Source organism: Azospirillum sp. Marseille-Q6669, from assembly GCF_965111635.1.
On record NZ_CBCOOP010000006.1, the window covers coordinates 588,867 to 606,207 of the forward strand.

General features: G+C 69.0%; 19 protein-coding genes. 9 read left to right on the forward strand and 10 right to left on the reverse strand.

Annotated features, from left to right (window positions below; all coding sequences use genetic code 11):
* Positions 1–32 precede the first annotated feature (32 nt).
* Positions 33–464 carry a GIY-YIG nuclease family protein gene (locus tag ACWPXE_RS31265; RefSeq protein ID WP_454020935.1) on the forward strand — a complete coding sequence of 144 codons (432 nt, stop codon included), beginning with the start codon at positions 33–35 and terminating at the stop codon, positions 462–464.
* 93 nt (positions 465–557) lie between these two features.
* Positions 558–1,706 (forward strand): BMP family ABC transporter substrate-binding protein, encoded by a 1,149-nt coding sequence (locus tag ACWPXE_RS31270; RefSeq protein WP_454020936.1) that lies wholly within the window; start codon positions 558–560, stop codon positions 1,704–1,706.
* A 3-nt stretch (positions 1,707–1,709) separates the two neighbouring features.
* On the opposite strand, the gene ACWPXE_RS31275 is transcribed toward ACWPXE_RS31270, so the two are convergent.
* Positions 1,710–2,420 (reverse strand): RluA family pseudouridine synthase, encoded by a 711-nt coding sequence (locus ACWPXE_RS31275; RefSeq protein ID WP_454020937.1) that lies wholly within the window; start codon positions 2,418–2,420, stop codon positions 1,710–1,712.
* 195 nt (positions 2,421–2,615) lie between these two features.
* On the opposite strand from ACWPXE_RS31275, the gene ACWPXE_RS31280 reads away from it, so the two are divergent.
* The 3 genes from ACWPXE_RS31280 (at position 2,616) to galU (ending at position 5,139) form a co-directional block, all read left to right on the forward strand.
* Positions 2,616–3,362 (forward strand): VWA domain-containing protein, encoded by a 747-nt coding sequence (locus ACWPXE_RS31280; protein ID WP_454020938.1) that lies wholly within the window; start codon positions 2,616–2,618, stop codon positions 3,360–3,362.
* Positions 3,363–3,380: 18 nt separating this feature from the next.
* A complete protein-coding gene (locus ACWPXE_RS31285) occupies positions 3,381–4,136 on the forward strand; it encodes a DnaJ domain-containing protein (RefSeq protein ID WP_454020939.1) in 756 nt (251 codons plus the stop codon).
* A gap of 133 nt (positions 4,137–4,269) precedes the next feature.
* On the forward strand, positions 4,270–5,139 hold the full coding sequence (gene galU / locus ACWPXE_RS31290; protein ID WP_454020940.1) for a UTP--glucose-1-phosphate uridylyltransferase GalU: 870 nt from the start codon (positions 4,270–4,272) through the stop codon (positions 5,137–5,139).
* Positions 5,140–5,210: 71 nt separating this feature from the next.
* Here the strand turns inward: galU and ACWPXE_RS31295 are convergent, their stop codons facing one another.
* Together ACWPXE_RS31295 and ACWPXE_RS31300 are read right to left on the reverse strand one after the other, a co-directional pair.
* Positions 5,211–5,819 (reverse strand): hypothetical protein, encoded by a 609-nt coding sequence (locus tag ACWPXE_RS31295; protein ID WP_454020941.1) that lies wholly within the window; start codon positions 5,817–5,819, stop codon positions 5,211–5,213.
* Complete coding sequence (locus tag ACWPXE_RS31300; protein WP_237907957.1) at positions 5,816–6,376, reverse strand: hypothetical protein; 561 nt, start codon at positions 6,374–6,376, stop codon at positions 5,816–5,818. Before ACWPXE_RS31300 ends, ACWPXE_RS31295 begins: the two co-directional genes overlap by 4 nt.
* 280 nt (positions 6,377–6,656) lie before the next feature.
* Between ACWPXE_RS31300 and ACWPXE_RS31305 the strand changes: the two genes are divergently transcribed.
* The gene (locus ACWPXE_RS31305; protein WP_454020942.1) at positions 6,657–7,409 is read left to right on the forward strand and encodes an isochorismatase family protein; all 753 of its coding nucleotides are present in this window, start codon (positions 6,657–6,659) and stop codon (positions 7,407–7,409) included.
* Between the two features lie 129 nt (positions 7,410–7,538).
* Positions 7,539–8,723, forward strand: a complete 1,185-nt coding sequence (locus ACWPXE_RS31310) for a pentapeptide repeat-containing protein (protein ID WP_454020943.1) — start codon at positions 7,539–7,541, stop codon at positions 8,721–8,723.
* Between the two features lie 8 nt (positions 8,724–8,731).
* Here ACWPXE_RS31310 and ACWPXE_RS31315 read toward each other — a convergent pair whose 3' ends face one another.
* Positions 8,732–9,724, reverse strand: a complete 993-nt coding sequence (locus ACWPXE_RS31315) for a BMP family lipoprotein (protein WP_454020944.1) — start codon at positions 9,722–9,724, stop codon at positions 8,732–8,734.
* A complete protein-coding gene (locus tag ACWPXE_RS31320; RefSeq protein WP_454020945.1) occupies positions 9,721–10,467 on the reverse strand; it encodes a hypothetical protein in 747 nt (248 codons plus the stop codon). Before ACWPXE_RS31320 ends, ACWPXE_RS31315 begins: the two co-directional genes overlap by 4 nt.
* A gap of 169 nt (positions 10,468–10,636) precedes the next feature.
* Here ACWPXE_RS31320 and ACWPXE_RS31325 point away from each other — a divergent pair, with 169 nt between their 5' ends.
* A complete protein-coding gene (locus tag ACWPXE_RS31325; RefSeq protein ID WP_454020946.1) occupies positions 10,637–11,464 on the forward strand; it encodes an SDR family oxidoreductase in 828 nt (275 codons plus the stop codon).
* A gap of 344 nt (positions 11,465–11,808) precedes the next feature.
* Complete coding sequence (locus tag ACWPXE_RS31330) at positions 11,809–12,066, forward strand: hypothetical protein (protein WP_014199902.1); 258 nt, start codon at positions 11,809–11,811, stop codon at positions 12,064–12,066.
* A 69-nt stretch (positions 12,067–12,135) separates the two neighbouring features.
* On the opposite strand, the gene argE is transcribed toward ACWPXE_RS31330, so the two are convergent.
* From argE to ACWPXE_RS31355, 5 genes are read right to left on the reverse strand one after another with little or no spacing between them, the layout of a single operon-like run.
* Positions 12,136–13,332: an acetylornithine deacetylase gene (argE, locus tag ACWPXE_RS31335; RefSeq protein WP_454020947.1), complete on the reverse strand. Its 1,197-nt coding sequence runs from the start codon at positions 13,330–13,332 to the stop codon at positions 12,136–12,138.
* Entirely contained in the window at positions 13,329–14,336 is a 1,008-nt protein-coding gene (locus ACWPXE_RS31340) for an ABC transporter ATP-binding protein (protein ID WP_454020948.1), read from the reverse strand. Before ACWPXE_RS31340 ends, argE begins: the two co-directional genes overlap by 4 nt.
* A complete protein-coding gene (locus ACWPXE_RS31345) occupies positions 14,333–15,322 on the reverse strand; it encodes an ABC transporter ATP-binding protein (protein ID WP_454020949.1) in 990 nt (329 codons plus the stop codon). Before ACWPXE_RS31345 ends, ACWPXE_RS31340 begins: the two co-directional genes overlap by 4 nt.
* 13 nt (positions 15,323–15,335) lie before the next feature.
* Entirely contained in the window at positions 15,336–16,238 is a 903-nt protein-coding gene (locus ACWPXE_RS31350) for an ABC transporter permease (RefSeq protein ID WP_454020950.1), read from the reverse strand.
* Positions 16,235–17,212: an ABC transporter permease gene (locus ACWPXE_RS31355; RefSeq protein WP_454020951.1), complete on the reverse strand. Its 978-nt coding sequence runs from the start codon at positions 17,210–17,212 to the stop codon at positions 16,235–16,237. Before ACWPXE_RS31355 ends, ACWPXE_RS31350 begins: the two co-directional genes overlap by 4 nt.
* Positions 17,213–17,341: the final 129 nt, after the last annotated feature.

Below are 17,341 nucleotides of genomic sequence, written 5' to 3' on the forward strand. Positions count from 1 at the left end.
CGGCGCCCCGGCGGGGCTAGACTGGTGCCGCCATGCCGTCCGATCCGCAATTCCACGACCGCCCCGACACCCTGCCGCCAGAGCCCGGCGCCTATGTGCTGCTGATCGCGCTGGAGCGGGACCTCACCCTTCGCCTGCCCGGCAAGCCGGAACGCGTGCTGCCGCCCGGCCGCTACCTTTATTGCGGCAGCGCGCGGGGGCCGGGAGGCCTGCGGGGGCGGGTCGGGCGCCATTTCCGTCGGGACAAGCCGGAGCGCTGGCACGTCGACCGGCTGACCGCGGCGGGCCGGATGCTCGGCTCCTGGACCGTTCCCGGCGGCGACGAATGTGCCTTGGTCGCGGCGCTGTCCGGCCTGCCGGTGCCGGTTCCCGGCTTCGGGAGCAGTGATTGCCGCCGCTGCGCCAGCCATCTGCTGACATGGCCGGACGGGGCGCCAATTCCGCTTCCAAAGCCGGATCTTTGAGGCTTCGGACCGTCCCCGGGGCGGGAATTGAGGCGAATTGCTTGGTTCGGCCGCCTTCCGGAGGTTATAGTCCCCCGTCATCGGGAGGCGGGCATGAAGACATTGACCCATAACCGCCGGGATGTCCTCCGGGCTTTCGGGGGCGCCTTCGGGGCCGCGACCATGCTTCTGGCGGCGCCCCGGGCGTTCGGGCAATCGGCACCCTCGGCATCGTCCGCCCCTGAATCGCCCGACCTGGGCGTCGGCGTCCTCTATTGCGGGGACCGCACGGATTTCGGCTTCAACCATGCCCATGCGGAGGCCGCCCGCGCCCTGATCGGTCTGCCCGGCCTGCGGCTTGAGGAGCGGGAGCACGCTGCCGGGACGCTGGCTGCGACGGCGGAGGAGCTGGTCGGCCCCCAGGGCTGCCGGATCGTCATCGTCACCGCCGCGGGCGACGCCCTGCCGGGGCTGCTGGCCCAGGCCGATGCCCACCGCGACACGGTGTTCCTGTTTTCCGGCGCGCCGCTGGACCGCGACCGCCTCCCCATCAACACCGGCTTCTTCGAAGGCTATCTGGAGGAAGCGCAGCACATCTCCGGCCTCGTCGCGGGCTACGCCAGCCGGGCCAAAACGATCGGCCTCGTCGCCTCCCACCCGGCGCCGGAAGTGCTGCGCTGCGTGAACGCCTTCGCGCTGGGCGCCCGACGCGCCGATTCCGCCACCGCGCTGCGCGTCGCCTTCGTCGGCGAGGCGGCGACGCCATGGCAGGTCGCGGAGGCCGCACGCGCGCTGGCCGACGGCGGGGCCGACGTGCTGGCCGCTCAGCTCGACGGGGCGCGCCCGGTGTGCGAGGTGGCGGAGGCCCACGGCATCCTGTGCTGCGGCCTGCACACCGACCTGTCAGCCTTCGCGCCGCAAGGCTTCCTGACCGGGGCCGAATGGGCCTGGGAGAAGGCCTACGCCGAGACCGTCGCGCTGATCGCCGCGGGAAAGCCGTGGAAGCATCTGCGCCAGGGCGGCTTCGACCAGGGCTTCGTCCGCAACACCGCCTATGGCCCGGCCGTGGGGGTGGAGGCGCGGGCCCACGCCGACGCGGCGCGCATGCAGCTCGCCAACGGCAACGCCGCCGTCTTCCGCGGGCCGATCCAGGACAACACCGGACGGACGGTGGTCGCCAAGGGCAAGGCCCTGCGCGGCGGCGACGCGGAGCTTGGCCGCATGGTCTGGCTGGCCGACGGCGTCACCGAGGTCGGGCGCTGACTGTTACGTCCCGCTTTGTTCCGTCCAGCCGCAGGCGGTCAGCGCGTCCCGCATGTGCGGCGGGGGCGGCGCCACGGCGGTGACCGGTTCGCGGTCGAAGGCCATGGTGAAGGTGACCGACCGCGCCAGCAGATGCAGGTTCCCCGGCGGCACACGCACCGGACCGTAATAGGGCTCTCCCACCAGTGGGCAGCTGATGGCCGCGCTGTGGACGCGCAGCTGATGCGTGCGCCCGGTCCGTGGCCGCAGTTCCAGCCACGCCCGCCCGTTGCCGGTTCCCAGCACCCTATATTGGGTGACGGCGGGCTGGCCGGTGGGGTGCGTCACGATGTTCCAGGCGCCGGGGATCAGCAGTTTCAGCAACGGGTAGTCGATGACCCCCTCCGCCTCCTCGGGGATGCCCTCGCTGACCGCCCAGTAGGTCTTCTCGACATGGCCGGCGGCGAACATGTCGCCCATCCGCTTCAACGCCCAGAGCGACCGGCCGAGAACGAGGCAGCCCGCCGTGTCGCGGTCCAGCCGGTGGGCCAGCCGCGGCGGCGTGCCGTCCTCCTCCGCCAGGAAAGGCAGGTAGAGGTCGAGATGGTCGGTGATCCGCCCGGCCTTGTGCACGGCCAGCCCGGCGGGCTTGTCGATGATGAAAACGTCCGCGTCCTCGTGCAGGATTCGGGCGCGCAGCGTGGCGGGGGTGAAGGTGGGACCGGCGTCGCTCATGGGTGCCACCCAAGCACGGCAAGGAGGGAGGGGCAAGCCCGCCGGCGGTTTCGTACCGCGGAACCCTATCGGCGCACAGCCTGTTGCCCAACGGGCGGCACCGTGGACAAGTCGCCGTGGACAAGTCTGGACCCATGCCGCCTCGCCGCCCATCTTTACGGAATGACGAATCACCGTGGCAAAGGGATGCGGGCGATGGGTGAACGCGACAATCTGCCGGCGCAGCAGCGGTCCACCCAGAGCGAGGTGGACGATTTCCTGAGCCGTGTGGCCGCCCTTCCCCGGGCAACGGGAGGGCCGCGCGGGCGGTTGATGTTCGCCATGGACGCCACGGCCAGCCGCGAGCCGACCTGGGACCGCGCTTGTCAGATCCAGGGCGAGATGTTCCAGGCGACCTCCGCGCTGGGCGGGCTGGACATCCAGCTCGTCTATTACCGTGGATTCCGCGAATGCCAGGCCAGCCCCTGGGTCGGCAACGCGCAGGACCTGTTGCGGCGAATGACCGCGGTGTCCTGCATGGCCGGCCAGACCCAGATCGCCCGTGTCCTGGGTCACTGCATCAAGCAGACGCGGGACCGCAAGGTCAACGCGCTGGTCTTCGTCGGCGACTGCATGGAGGAGGATGTCGATCAGCTCGCCCATCAGGCGGGCCAGTTGGGGCTGCTTGGCGTCCCTGTCTTCATCTTCCACGAGCGCGGGGATCTGATCGCCAAGCGCGCCTTCCAGACCATCGCGCGGCTGAGCGGCGGCGCCTATTGCCCGTTTGACGGCTCGTCCGCTCAACAGCTGCGGGACCTGCTGAGCGCGGTCGCCGTCTACGCGGCGGGCGGCCGGGCGGCTTTGGAGCATTACAGCCGCGGGCGGGGCGACTCGATTCGGCTGCTCACCAACCAACTCGGGAGTGGTCAGGGGGGACGCGGGGGCCAAACCCATGCATCATAAGGCAGGATTCGTCTAGAGATGGGGCAGAGCGGGATGTTTGGGTTTTTCCTCCTGGGCATCGCGCTGGTGGCCGGCCTTGCCATGCTGGCCCGCGTCTTCGTGTCCGCGGACCCGCGGACGCTGGCTACGGCGGTGCGCTATGGCGGCATTGCGCTGGCGGCCGTGACGGTCGTCGTCCTGACTCTGACCGGACGGTTGGGCACCGCCATGATGCTGGGGGCATTGGCCTTTCCGCTGCTGACGCGTTGGCGGACGCTGCGCGACGCCTTCCGTCCGTCGTCCTATGGAACCTCCTCGGGGGGAGGGCAGACCTCGCAGATCGAGACGCTCTATCTGCGGATGACGCTGCAGCACGACACCGGGGCGATGGCGGGGGAGGTGCTGCACGGGCCGTGGCGCGGGCGGACGCTGGAGTCGCTGACCCTGGGGCAATTGCTGGCTCTGCTGGACGATTGCCGGCGCGACGATCCGCAATCAGCCTCCGTGTTGGAAGCGTGGATGGAGCGTGCCCATCCCGGCTGGCAGACCGCTGAAGAACAATCCGCTGGGGATGCGAACAATCCCGGTTCCAAGGACAGTGGCGGCGGTCATGGGAGCGGTTCTATGACCCGCGACGAGGCCTATGATATTTTGGGGTTGTCGCCCGGAGCCACACCCGAACAGGTAAAGGACGCTCACCGACGGCTGATGATGAAAGTGCACCCAGATCATGGGGGGTCCACCTATTTGGCGGCCAAGATCAACCAAGCGAAGGATTTGCTGCTGCGCAACTAACCTTTTGCCGGGTTACGGAAGGGGAGTTGCGTCACCGAATTGCCTGTGGCAGAAAGCTGGACGAGCGTTTTGCAAACCTGCGAATCGTCTCCATATTCGAAGTATTTCCTCAAGCAACCACAAGAGAACCCCAATGCGAAAGCCTGTGCGCAAGGTGGTGTTCCCCGTCGCCGGTCTCGGTACGCGCTTTCTGCCGGCCACCAAGGCGATTCCGAAGGAAATGCTGCCTTTGGTCGACCGGCCTCTGCTTCAACATGCCGTGGAAGAGGCGCGGGCCGCCGGCATCGAGGATTTCGTGTTCGTCACCGGCCGCAGCAAACGCGCCATCGAAGACCATTTCGACGCCGACACGGAACTGAACCGCACCCTTGAGGAGCGCGGCAAGCTGGACGCCCTCGAAGTGGTGCGCGACAGCGAGATCGCCCCGGGCCGCTGCTTCTACACGCGCCAGCAGGTCCCGCTGGGCCTCGGCCACGCGGTGTGGTGCGCGCGGGCGGTGATCGGCAACGACCCCTTCGCCATTGTCCTGCCCGACGATTTCGTCCAGGGCGACACCCCCTGCCTGAAGCAGATGGTCGACGCCTACAACGAGGTGGGCGGCAACGTCGTTGCCGTCGTGGACGTCCCGCGCGAGCGGACCAGCAGCTACGGCATCCTGGATGTCGAGAAGGACGACGGCCGCTTGGCCACCGTGCGCGGCCTCGTCGAGAAGCCGAAGCCGGAAGAGGCGCCCTCCACCCTGTCGATCATCGGCCGCTATATCCTGCAGCCGGAGGTGTTCGACCATCTGGAGAAGCAGCAGCGCGGCGCCGGCAACGAGATCCAGCTGACTGACGCCATGGCCAAGCTGATCGGCACGCAGCCTTTCCACGGCCTGCGCTTCGAAGGCACCCGCTACGACTGCGGCGACAAGGTCGGTTTCATCGAAGCCACGCTGGCCCACGCGCTGCGGCGTCCGGACATGGCGGACAAGGTCCGCGAGATGCTGCGCAAATACTGCTGAGGCGGAAACACTGATGATGCATCCGGCCTGCGGGGAGGGGCGCCGCCCAATTCCCGCGGGCCGGATGCTCGTCAACGGCCGCCGGCGGCCCGGCGGGGAGGCCGCGCGGCTTCCTCCGGCGGGGCGGAGCGGCGGAAGGTGCTGAGTTCGGGGATGCGATTCACCGACAGGCCGGCGACCCGGCAGGGCACCACCTCCAACACCTGAAATCCGGCTTTGCGCGGGTATCGGGCGCTGACGCGCTCGCGCACCTCCCGTTCCGTTTCGGCGGTCAGGAGACAGCGGCGGATGCCCACCCAGCCGCGCTGACCGGTCATCACGGTGGCGTCGCTCGGCACATGACGCACCGCGGCTTCCCAGAACCGGCCCGGGCGGGGTTCGGAGCGGTCGAACACGTGATAGCGCGCGACCGGCGCGGTCTGCCTCGCCTCCAGTTCGTTCAGGGCGGCCTGCATGTCCTGCTCCGCCTTCAAGGCGCGCTTCTCGGCCTCGGCGTGCTTCTGGGTGACCTGGGAATAGACGGTGGCGATGTCCTCCACGTCCTTCCCGACCTCCTCCATCTTCTCGCGGATGCGCAGCTGGCCCTGCCGCAGACCTTCCAACTGCCGCCGCCAGTAGCGGTTGGACAGCACCGTCAGCACCATCAGCCCGAGGCTGAGATAGAGCATCATCCCGGTCATGCGGACGCTCCTTCCGCGTCGGGGTCGGGTGCCTGGGCGAGCGGGACGACCATGGTCGGCAGGACGCCGTTCTTCACGGTGAAGGCGACGCGCGCCATCGCCGCCGCCTGATCGACGGAATAGGTCCAGACATGGGCGACGTTCGGATAGCTCCAGATCTGGCGGGCGAAGATCACGTCGCGCCGTTCGATGGAGGGGAACTCGTCCTGCACGGTCAGCCGGACCCAGAAACAACCGGCTTCCTCGCCGTCGCCCAACTCATGCACGAACTCCACCTTGGTCAGTTCCAGCGCCCGGATCTCCGACAGCGCCTTCTGCCGTCGCCCGTTGCATTCGGTGGTGCGGGCCTGGAAGGCGGTCATTTCCTCCTGCCGCTGCTCCAGCTTGCGGGTCCATTCGCCCAGCGCCGTCTTCTTCCGGTCGTGCTGGCGCATCATCATGGTCTGGCGCGCCTTCTCCGACGTGATCTGCCCGACGTCGATGACGATGGACAGGCCGAGCGCCGCGGCGCTGGTGACCAGCAGAAGCATGCCCAGGAACTCGGCCGATAAAACCATTGGTGTACCTTATGGTTGCGGCGGAAGCTTCGCGTCCCCTTTATTGAGGACCGGGTTTCACGGCTTGGCACCGCGGTATTCCGTCGCACGGTGCGCCGAATGCAGACAGGAATATGTCTCGCGGTTGCAACAAACAGTCGATCCGGCTGAATTCCATTGATCTTTTCGGACCCATGCGCAAGCGTTCGGCCACAATGTCGCAGTGCTTGGACACAGTCCTGAAATGTTGTGCACCTCCGGTCACAGGACTGACACTTCCACCATTTGAATGGGAGCACCCATGCTGGACCTGATGACTCGCAGCGACGAGGCGCTGGACACCATCCGCCGCACCTTTCCGGTGGCGCTCGGCGATTACGCGATGCCCGCCGGAGGCACTGGTCTGGTGATCATCGACGAGGTGAAGGGGTTCGCCGCCGTTGGTTGCGGTCCGCTCGCCCCGGCGGCGGCGAACGCCCAGGTCGACCGCATGATCGCCGAGACGGACCGTCTGGCCCGCCGCTTCGCCGGGGCCGGCTGGCCGATCTGCGTCTCGCTGGACCGCCACGCCCCGGACAAGCCGGAGCCGCCCTATCCCCCGCACTGCCTGATCGGCACCGGCCATGACGAGCTGGTGTCCGAACTGGCTTGGCTCGAGTCGGAGTCCTCGGCGACCCTCATCGCCAAGGACTGCATCAATTTCTTCATCGGCGCGACCGAACTGGACGCGGATGGCAAGGCCGGGCGCAACCGGCTGGTGGACTGGGTCAACGGCAACCGGCTGGTGTCGGTCGTCACGGTGGGCATCTGCACCGACGTGTGCGTGATGGATTTCGTCCTGACCCTGCTGTCCGCGCGCAACCACGGCATGATGCCGACGCTGAAGGATGTTGTGGTCTACGAGCCGGGCTGCGCCACCTACGACCTGCCGGCGGAGACGGCGCGGGACCTCGGCCTTCCGGAGACTATGGCCCACCCGCAGGAGCCGGCGCATCACATGGGGCTCTACATGATGGCGTCGCGCGGCGCGCTGCTGGCCGACACGCTGCGCTGAGGCCGGACAAACCAGGGCTTTCGCTTTTTCCAGGCGGCTCTGGTAACATCCCAGCGTGGCAAGGGTCCCGATCGTTCAACCGGCGTGCGATGCCGGCGGAAACGGCTGGACGGCGCGGAGGCGTCGCACGTGGAAGAGCGATATCTGAGGGCGATCCGCAACGCGCTGGTCAAGCATCAGCAATGGCTGACGCGCGACCCCAGCATGAAGGGGCGCTGCGCCGACCTCAGCTTTCACAATTTGTCGGGCCTGGGGCTGCGCCGCATCAACCTCAGCGGCGCCAAGCTCAGCGGGGCGAACCTGAACAGCGCCCGGCTGTCGGGGGCCGTTCTGTCGCGCACCGACCTGTTCGGCGCCGACCTGTCCAAGGCCGACCTCACCGGCGCGTCGCTGGAAGGTGCCGACCTGCGCGGCGCGCGGGTGGAGGGCGCCTTGATGGAGGAGGCCAACCTGCGCGGCGCCGACCTGCGCAAGGGTATGATGCTGGGGGCGGACGAACGCAAGCCAGCGGGCAACGCCGACGGCAGCACCACCTTCATCGGGTCCAAGATGGCCCGCGCCATCCTGTCCGACGCCCGTCTGGCGCAGTGCGACTTTTCCGGCTGCGACATGGCCGGGGCGACCTTTTCCGGCAGCGACATGACCGGAACCATCCTGATCGGCGCCAACCTGATCGGCGCGGTGATGGAGCGGGTGGAGATGCAGGGCGCCCTGCTGTGCGGCGCCCGGCTGGACGACGAGTTGCGCCAGACGCTGGAGCGGCGTGGCATCGACGTCGACGGCACCGGGCTGGTCAGCCTCGCCGGGCGGATGGCCGACAGCATTTCCGCGCACCAGCTCTGGGTCGAGCGCAACGCCGCCGCCGGCCTGCGGCTGGAGATGCAGCGCGTCGACCTGCGCGGCTACAACTTCGCCAACCAGCTGCTGGCCGGCAGCGTGATGCGCTTCTGCGGGCTGCGCGGGGCGGACTTTTCCGGGGCGAAGCTGGTCATGGCGGATCTGTCCTACTGCGACCTGCGCGAGGCGGACTTCACCAGCGCCGACCTGTCCGGCTGCAACCTGCGCGGTGCCAATCTGGCGGGGGCCAAGCTGTGGCGGGCGCGGCTGCGCCCGGTGGACCTCGCCGGGGACGGCAGCCGCCTGTGGCCGACCAACCTCGCCGAGGCCAGCCTGACCGGCGCCGACCTGCGCGACACCAGCCTCGCCCGCGCGATTCTGCACGGCACCGACCTGACGCGCGTCCGCGCCACGGCGGAAACGCTGCGCGGCGCCGACCTGAGCTTCGCCGTCGGGGTCGAGCCGCAGTACGCCTGAGTGGGCGCCTACACGGCGTCGGCCACCCGGATGCGGCCCTGGATGATGGCCTCGCGTGCTTCCTCCAGCCGACCCTTCATGGCGGGGGTGACCAGCGCGCGGTTGTTGTCGTCCAGCGCGTAATCGACGCCGCGCTCGGCCAGCCCGAGGGCGCGCGGGCCGGGGGTCCAGGCGCCGCTGCGTCCCTCCCCAAAGGCGCGCTCCACCGCCAGATCCACCCGCTTCAGCATCGAGGTCAGGATGGTGCCGGGGTAGAGGTGGTTCTGGTTGCTGTCCACCCCGATTGCGAGGCGCCCGTCGTCCTTGGCCGCCGCGAAGATGCCGAAGTTGGACACGCCGGCTCCGGCGAACACCACGTCGGCGCCGCGCTGGAACTGGGCCTTCGCCACCTCCGCCCCGGTGGTCGGGTCGTTGAAGGCGGCGGGGGTGGTGCCGACGAAATTGACCAGCAGGCCGATGTCCGGCCGGGCGTGGCGGGCGCCCTGCTGGAAGCCGGCGATGAATTTGCGGATCAGCGGGATGTCCAGCGCCCCGATGAAGCCGACCTTCCCCGTCCGTGAGGCCATGGCCGCCAGCATGCCGACGAGAAAGGACCCCTCCTGCTCCTTGAAGGTCACGGACTGGACGTTCGGCGCCTCCACCACCGCATCGACCAGGGTGAAGCGGACGGCGGGGTGCCTCGGCGCGAGGCTGGCCAGCGGGGCGGCGTAGTAGAAGCCGATCAGCGCGAGGTCGGTCACGCCGCGGCGCAGCAGGGCGGCCACCGCCTGATCGAACTGCGCCGTGCTGGCCGGCAGATAGTCGCGGTAGGCGACCCCGGTGGCCTCCTTGAACCGCTCCGCCCCGGTGAAGGCGCCCTCGTTGAAGCTCTTGTCGAACTTCTGCCCGACCGCGTACAGCAGCCCGGGCGTGAACTCCTGCGACCGCGCCGGAGCGGCGAGCGTGGCGAGGCCGGCGGCGCCCAGCGCCAGGACGGAGCGGCGGGAGAGATGGCTTGTCATCGGGCGGGCTCGGCGGTCAGGGTTTCGGACACCAGCGCCGCGTGCCACGCCCGCAGCGGGGCGAGGGCAGGGCTGTCGGGCTGGGGCGGCTGGAGGACGAGCCGCGCGTCGGCGCGCCCGGTCGCCGCCAGGACCGCACCAGAGAAGGCGTCGGCGGCGCGGCGCAAAAACTCCGTGAAGGCCTCGTCGGGGAGGCCGCTGTAGGGCGTCCCGTCGTCGCCGCGCAGGTTGAGGAACAGCAGCGTGTCGCCGAAGGCGGTATAGCCGCCGCCGAGCCCCTCATGCTCCGCCGCGGCGGCGAGGAAGAAGCGCTGGGCGCGGTCCGGCGTCAAGCTGCCGGCGGGAAAGCGGACCAGGGCGTAGCCGGTAGCGCCGTCGGTGCTGTCGAAATCGGCCACCAGGACGCTGTCCTGTTCGAGGCTCCAGGCGATTGCCCCGGCCAGACGGTCGGCGGGACCGTCCTCCAGCCACAGGGTCAGGTGAAGCGACGGGTTGGTCCGGAGCCCGTAGCCGCCCATCCGCAGGTCGGCGGCCGTGCCCGCTCCATCCAGGCCGGCGGCGTCGAGGATGGCGGGCAGCAGTTCGGTCCGGGCGCGCTCGGTCAGGCGCTGCCGCGCCTCGTAGGACACATTGGGCGGGGCGCCCATGGGCACGGCCTCGAAGAACAGGTGCTGCGCCACTGCCTGCGCGAAGGCGGGCGTGGAGCCGAGGATCAGCGCGAGGGCGAGGATGTGACGGCGCACCGGCCGGAACTCCCGAACGAGAGGGGCAAGCGCAGTCTAGACGGGGTAGATGCATTGACGCATAGGTCAATTAAATGACGCTTGCGTCTGGACGGCGCCCCGGGAATGTGTGGTAGCATCGCCGACAACCGGCCGGCAGCGGCGGAAGAACCATGGGGAGGGAAGCGACATGACGGACGCGCGCACGCTGAGGGGCAAGACCCTGTTCATCACCGGCGCCAGCCGCGGCATCGGTAAGGCAATCGCGCTGCGCGCCGCCCGCGACGGCGCCAACGTCGTCATCGCCGCCAAGACGTCGGAGCCCCACCCCAAGCTGCCCGGCACCATCTTCTCCGCCGCGGAGGAGGTCGAGGCCGCCGGTGGCAAGGCTCTGCCGATCCTCTGCGACATCCGCGACGACGCCCAGGTGGCCGAGGCGGTGGTCCGCACGGTGGAGGCGTTCGGCGGCATCGACATCCTGGTCAACAACGCCAGCGCGATCAGCCTGACCGGCACGCTGGACACCCCGCTGAAGCGCTGGGACCTGATGATGGGGGTCAACGGGCGAGGCACCTTCGCCTGTTCCCAGGCCTGCCTGCCGCATCTGCTGAGGGCCGAGAACCCGCACATCCTGACCCTGTCGCCGCCGCTGAACCTCAATCCGCGCTGGTTCCAGCACCACACCGCCTACACCATCGCCAAATACGCGATGAGCCTGTGCACGCTGGGCATGAGCGCCGAGTTCCGCGGGAAGGTCGGGGTGAATTCCCTGTGGCCGCGCACAATCATCGGCACGGCGGCCATCGCCATGCTGAAGGGCGCCGCCGAGTTTGACAATTGCCGCAAGCCGGAGATCCTGGCCGACGCCGCCCACGCCATCCTGACCCGCGACGCCAGGACCTGCACCGGCCACTTCTTCATCGACGACGAGGCGCTGGCGGAGGAAGGCGTGACCGACCTGGAGCCCTATGCGGTCAGGCCGGGTGCACCGCTGGCGCCGGACATCTTCCTGGATTGAGGGCGCTCTGAAGGAACCGCGAAGCGCAGGGGGGTGTGCCGGGGCTAACCCTTTTGCGCTCCTCTTTCGCGCCTGTGAGCGCGCTTTGTGCAGAGCAGCGTTCCCACGATATCACAAGCATCGGCCGCCGGTTTCGATTACACTACGGTTTGTTTGCTCCCCAAATCGAAAGGGACCCTTTTCGCCGATCGGCTGATCCCCGGATTCAATCCGCCAACCGGCAAGTGTCCGCACGTCCCTTTCCAGCTTGTTTTCACACACCGTCCGGTTGGGGCGGAGCGGATGCTCGAACAGCGTCAAACACTGAGCTTGTCCCAGAACAATCGGTTCATTCCGGAGCTCTTATGACCATCGAGCTGCACACCTTTACCGTTACCCTGAATCACTCCGAAGCAACGGCGTACAAGAGCTTGGCCGAGCATCGGGCCTGGGTCCGCACCGCGGTGTCCGACCTGTCGGAGGTGCTGCGCACCGCCGGCATGGGCGCGGAGGCCCGCCTGCGCGGGCACGACCGCTGCGGCCACCTCGTCGTCGAGGCGACCGACACGGGTGCTGACTTCCTGCGCACCCTGCCGGCCATCGTCAGCGTGGAGGTCCACTGACCGGCGAAGCGCAACGGTCCGGGGACATTGTGAAGGGGGCCGGAGCGGCAATGCTCCGGCCCTTTTGCATTACAGGCCCTTCTTCGCGGCGTCCCTCAGCCGGTGCAGGAAACGCTCGGCGCGGGCGAGTTCGCTCAGCTCCACATACTCGTCGGGCTTGTGGGCCTGCTCGATGTCGCCGGGGCCGCAGACCACGGCGGGGATGTTGGCGATGCTGGTGAACAGCGCGCCCTCCGTGCCGAAGGCCACCTTGCCATGGCCGTTCTGCTCGGCGAGGTTCTTGACCAGCGTCACCTCCTCCGAATCCGGCGGGGTATCGAGCGCCGGGCTGTCCGACAGGGTCTCCCAGGAGAAGCCGGCATCGGGGCGGACGGCGCGCATCTCCGGTTCCAGCGTCTTGGCGAAGTCCCGCAGTTCCTTCAGCATCGGCGCGACGGGATGGTCGGCGAGATGCCGGATCTCGAACTCGAAGGAGGCGTCCGAGGGGACGATGTTGCGGGCCGTGCCGCCCTCCATCACCCCGGTGTGCACCGTGGTGAAGGGCACGTCGTAATCGTGGTCGAACGGCCCCTGCTCGGCGAAGCGGCGGCCCATGCCGCGCAGGAATGACACCAGCTCCGCCGCGTATTCCACAGCGTTCACCCCCTGCGGGGCGAGCGAGGAGTGGCAGGCGTGGCCGTGGACGCGGCAGCGCAGCGCCACCTTTCCCTTATGGCCGACGATCACCCGCATCCGCGTCGGCTCCCCGACGATGCACAGGCGCGGCTTGACTGCCATCCCAGCGAGTTGGGTCAGCAGGCCGGGCACGCCGAGGCAGCCCAACTCCTCGTCGTAGGAGAAGGCGTAATGGACCGGGGTCGTCAGGTTGGCGGCCAGGAAGTCCGGCGCCATCGCCAGCGCCGCCGCGATGAAGCCCTTCATGTCCGCCGTGCCGCGCCCGAACAGCTTGCCGTCGCGCTCCGTCAGGGTGAAGGGATCGCTGGACCAGTCCTGGTCATCCACCGGCACCACGTCGGTGTGGCCGGACAGGCAGACGCCGCCGCGGTCCATCGGGCCGATGGTGGCATAGAGGTTGGCCTTGGTCCGCTCCTCGTTGAACACCAGCGTGCTGGACACGCCCAGCGCCCCGAGATGGTCGCGGATGTAGTGGATCAGGTCGAGGTTGGAGTTGCGGCTGGTCGTGTCGAAGGCGATCAGGTCGCGCAGCAGCTCCAGCGTGCGCGGGCTGCACGCGGAAGGACCGGCGGGATCGGGTGCGGGCATCATGGACCTGTGGTTTCGTTCAGATGGCAGGCGGACCAGCGCCGAGGCGCGATCTCGCGCAGGGCCGGACGTTCCGCCGAACAACGTGGCATCGCGTGCAGGCAGCGCGGGTGAAAGGCGCAGCCCGACGGCGGGTTGAGGGGCGATGGAATCTCTCCGCGGATCGGCGCGAACCGCCGCTTCTCCACGGACACGCGCGGCGCCTCGTCCAACAGCGCCTTGGCATAGGGATGATTGGGTTTGTCGAACAGCTCCGGTGTCGGGGCCAACTCCACGATCCGTCCAAGATACATGATCGCGGTGCGGTCGGAAATGTGTTCCACGACGCCCAGGTCGTGGCTGATGAAGAGATAGGTCAGCGACAGCTCTTTGCGCAGGCGCATGAAGAGATTGATGATCTGCGCCTGGATCGACACGTCCAGCGCCGCGACGGACTCGTCGCAGACCAGCACGTCCGGCTTCACCGCCAGCGCGCGGGCGATGCCGATGCGCTGCCTCTGCCCGCCGGAGAACTGGTGCGGGTAGCGCCGCAGATAGGCGGGGTCCAGCCCGACCTGCCGGAGCGTCGCGGCCACATACTCCTCCGCCTCGCGCCGCGGGACCAGCCCGTGGACCACCGGCGCCTCCCCGACGATATCGGCCACGCGCAGGCGCGGGTTGAGCGAGGCCATGGGGTCCTGGAAGACCATCTGGATCTTCAGGTTTGCGTGGTGGCGGTCGGCCGGGGACAGCTCCCGCAAGTCGCGGCCGCGCCAGCGCAGGGTGCCGGCGCTGGGCGGCAGGATGCCGGCGACCATACGGCCCAGCGTGCTCTTGCCGCAGCCGGATTCGCCGACCAGCCCGACCACCTCGCCCTCGGCGATGGACAGGTCGACGCCGCTGACCGCCTGCACCGCCCGGTCGTCGATGGCGGCTCCCAGCCGCCGGGCGAAACGCTCCACCACGTCCAGCTTTCGCGCGAAGCGTTTGGTCAGCCCGTTGAGCTCGATGATCGGAGCAGCGGTCATGCGGCGTCTCCCCGCGCTTCGGCCGCGACGGGGTTCCAGCAGCGCCAGGCGCGGTCCTCCCGCTCGCCGCTCAACTCCGGCATCGCTGTACAGGCTCCGGTGGACCGGTCGCAGCGCGGGCGGAAGGCGCAGCCCTCCGGCAGGTCGAGGACGGAGGGGGTCATGCCGGGGATGGAGCGCAGCGGCACGCCGCGCCGGTTGCGGCTGGGCACCGACTCCAGCAGGCCGCGGGTGTAGGGGTGGCGCGGGTTGCCGATGATCTCGGCCACCGTCCCGGTTTCCACCACCCGGCCGGCATACATCACCGCCACCCGGTCGGCCAGCGCCGACACGACGGCGAGGTCGTGGGTAACCCAGATCAGCGCCGTTCCCGTTTCGCGGCAGAGCTTCTGCACCTCGAACAGGATCTGCGCCTGGATGGTGACGTCGAGCGCGGTGGTCGGCTCGTCGGCGATGATCAGGTCCGGCGAGTGCAGCAGCGCGATGGCGATGGCGACGCGCTGGCGCATCCCGCCGGAGAACTGGTGCGGGTAGGCGGCCAGCCGCTCGTCGGGCGAGGCGATGCCGACGCGGGCCAGCGCCCGGCGCGAGCGCTCCCACGCTTCCGCCCGGCTGACCTTGTCATGAGCCCGCACGGCCTCGACCATCTGCGTGCCGATGCTCAGCACCGGGTTCAAGGTCATCATCGGGTCCTGGAAGATCATGGCGATGCGCCGCCCGCGGATGGCGCGCAGCCGCTTCTCCCCGGCGCCCACCAGATCCTCGCCCTGGAACAGCACCCGTCCGCCGACCACCCGTCCCGGCGGATCGACAAGGCCGAGGATGGATTGCCCGGTCACCGACTTGCCGGAACCGGATTCGCCGACCAGCCCGAGGATCTCGCCGCGGGCGAGCGTCAGGCTCACCCCGTCCACCGCCTTCACGGTGCCGGCGCGGGTGAGGAAATGGGTCTTCAGCCCGTCCACGCGCAGCAGGGGTTCGGTCATCGCGTGCCCCTTCTCAATGGTTCAGGCGTGGGTTGAGGACGTCGCGCAGCCGGTCCCCGACCAGATTGATCGCCACGATGGTGACCAGCAGGGCGAGGCCGGGGAACAGGCTGACCCAGTAATCGCCTGAGAGCATGTACTGGTAGCCCGACGCGATCAGCATCCCCAGAGACGGCTGGGTCACCGGCACGCCGACGCCGAGGAAGCTCAACGTCGCCTCCAGCGCGATGGCATGGGCGACCTGCACCGTCGCCACCACGATCAGCGGCGGCAGGCAATTGGGCAGCAGGTGGCGCATCATGATCCGCCGATGGGGCAATGCCAGGCATTGCGCGGCCTCGATGTATTCCTTGCGCCGCTCCACCAGGGCGGAGCCGCGGATGGTCCGCGCGTAATAGGCCCATTGCACGGCGGCGAGAGCGATGATCACCTTGTCCACCCCCTTGCCCAGCAGGGCCAGCAGGATCAGCGCGATCAGGATCGCCGGGAATGAGAGCTGGATGTCGACCAGCCGCATGACCAGCCCGTCCACCCGGTCCCCCGCGTAGGCAGCGAGCAGCCCGACCGCCACCCCGACGGCGAGCGCGATCAGCGTGGCGACCACCCCGACCAGCAGGCTGGTGCGCAGCCCGAAGACGATGGCCGACAGCATGTCGCGTCCCTGGTCGTCGGTGCCCAGCCAATAGGTCCAGCCGCCGCCGCCCAGCGATCCCGGCGCCATCATGCCGTCGAGGATGTCCAGTTGCGCGAGGTCGTAGGGGTCCTGCGGCACCACCCAGCGGGCGAGCAGGGCGGCGAGCACGATCAGCACCAGCACCGCCAGCCCGGCCAGCGCCGTGCGCGACCGCGCGAAGTCCCGCGCCAGCCGCAGGAACGGCGTCTCGACCGACGGGGCCTTGGCCGCGACGCTGCTCATGCCCGCCCTCCGCCCAACCGGATTCGCGGGTCGAGCAGCGAATAGACCAGATCGACGATCAGGTTGATGACCACGAACAGCAGCACCGTCACCAGCAGGTAGGCGATCACCACCGGCCGGTCGAGCTGGAGGATGCTGTCGATCAGCAGCTTGCCCATGCCCGGCCAGGCGAAGACCGATTCCGTGACCACCGAGAAGGCGATGACGCTGCCCAGCTCCAGCCCGAGGACGGTGACCACCGGGATCATGATGTTCTTCAGGATGTGCACCCCGACCACCCGAGCGGGTGCCAGCCCCTTGGCGCGGGCGAACTTCACATAGTCCTGCAAGGCGACCTCCCGCGTGCCGGCGCGGGCCAGACGGATGACCAGCGACAGCTTGAACAGGGCCAGATTGACAGCCGGCAGGATCAGATGGGCCAGCCCATCGGCGGTCAGGAAACTCCACTGCACGCCGAACAGGCCGGCCGTCTCGCCGCGTCCGCCCGCCGGCAGCCAGCCCAGCGTCACCGCGAAGGCCATGATGAGCATCATGCCCACCCAGAAGGTGGGCAGCGAGAAGCCGAGGATCGAGCCGGTCATGATGACCCGCCCGGCCAAGCTGTCCGGCTTCAGCCCGGCCCACAGCCCCAGCGGGATGCCCAGCACCACGGCCACCAGCATGGCGCAGAGCGCCAGCTCCAGCGTCGCCGGGAATCGCTGCAGCACGAGGCCGAGCGCCGGCACCCCATGCACGAAGCTGGTGCCGAGGTCGCCACCGAGCGCGCTGTCCACGAAGCGCAGGAACTGCTCGTGCATGGGCTTGTCGAGCCCCAGCCGGGCGATGGCGGCGGCGCGTTCGAATTCGTCGGCCTCGGGGCTGATGAGCACGTCGATGGGATTGCCGATGGCGAAGATGCCGGCGAAGACCAGCACCGACATCGCCACGACGACGACCGCGCTCTGCGCCAGCCGCCGGAGGATGAAGACAAGCATGGATTTAGCCCCTTAACCCTCTCCCCTCTGGGGAGAGGGTGGCCCGGAGGGCCGGTGAGGGGGATGCGCGTTGCGGAGCGTTCGGCAGAAGCGCAACCCCCTCACCCTAACCCTCTCCCCAGAGGGGAG

What these genes read in the sequence shown, in the direction of transcription:
- ACWPXE_RS31265 (WP_454020935.1), top strand. Translation starts at nt 33, where the DNA reads ATGCCGTCCGATCCGCAATTCCACGACCGCCCCGACACCCTGCCGCCA.
- ACWPXE_RS31270 (WP_454020936.1), top strand. Translation starts at nt 558, where the DNA reads ATGAAGACATTGACCCATAACCGCCGGGATGTCCTCCGGGCTTTCGGG.
- ACWPXE_RS31275 (WP_454020937.1), bottom strand. Translation starts at nt 2,420, where the DNA reads ATGAGCGACGCCGGTCCCACCTTCACCCCCGCCACGCTGCGCGCCCGA.
- ACWPXE_RS31280 (WP_454020938.1), top strand. Translation starts at nt 2,616, where the DNA reads ATGGGTGAACGCGACAATCTGCCGGCGCAGCAGCGGTCCACCCAGAGC.
- ACWPXE_RS31285 (WP_454020939.1), top strand. Translation starts at nt 3,381, where the DNA reads ATGGGGCAGAGCGGGATGTTTGGGTTTTTCCTCCTGGGCATCGCGCTG.
- galU (WP_454020940.1), top strand. Translation starts at nt 4,270, where the DNA reads ATGCGAAAGCCTGTGCGCAAGGTGGTGTTCCCCGTCGCCGGTCTCGGT.
- ACWPXE_RS31295 (WP_454020941.1), bottom strand. Translation starts at nt 5,819, where the DNA reads ATGACCGGGATGATGCTCTATCTCAGCCTCGGGCTGATGGTGCTGACG.
- ACWPXE_RS31300 (WP_237907957.1), bottom strand. Translation starts at nt 6,376, where the DNA reads ATGGTTTTATCGGCCGAGTTCCTGGGCATGCTTCTGCTGGTCACCAGC.
- ACWPXE_RS31305 (WP_454020942.1), top strand. Translation starts at nt 6,657, where the DNA reads ATGCTGGACCTGATGACTCGCAGCGACGAGGCGCTGGACACCATCCGC.
- ACWPXE_RS31315 (WP_454020944.1), bottom strand. Translation starts at nt 9,724, where the DNA reads ATGACAAGCCATCTCTCCCGCCGCTCCGTCCTGGCGCTGGGCGCCGCC.
- ACWPXE_RS31325 (WP_454020946.1), top strand. Translation starts at nt 10,637, where the DNA reads ATGACGGACGCGCGCACGCTGAGGGGCAAGACCCTGTTCATCACCGGC.
- ACWPXE_RS31330 (WP_014199902.1), top strand. Translation starts at nt 11,809, where the DNA reads ATGACCATCGAGCTGCACACCTTTACCGTTACCCTGAATCACTCCGAA.
- argE (WP_454020947.1), bottom strand. Translation starts at nt 13,332, where the DNA reads ATGATGCCCGCACCCGATCCCGCCGGTCCTTCCGCGTGCAGCCCGCGC.
- ACWPXE_RS31340 (WP_454020948.1), bottom strand. Translation starts at nt 14,336, where the DNA reads ATGACCGCTGCTCCGATCATCGAGCTCAACGGGCTGACCAAACGCTTC.
- ACWPXE_RS31345 (WP_454020949.1), bottom strand. Translation starts at nt 15,322, where the DNA reads ATGACCGAACCCCTGCTGCGCGTGGACGGGCTGAAGACCCATTTCCTC.
- ACWPXE_RS31350 (WP_454020950.1), bottom strand. Translation starts at nt 16,238, where the DNA reads ATGAGCAGCGTCGCGGCCAAGGCCCCGTCGGTCGAGACGCCGTTCCTG.
- ACWPXE_RS31355 (WP_454020951.1), bottom strand. Translation starts at nt 17,212, where the DNA reads ATGCTTGTCTTCATCCTCCGGCGGCTGGCGCAGAGCGCGGTCGTCGTC.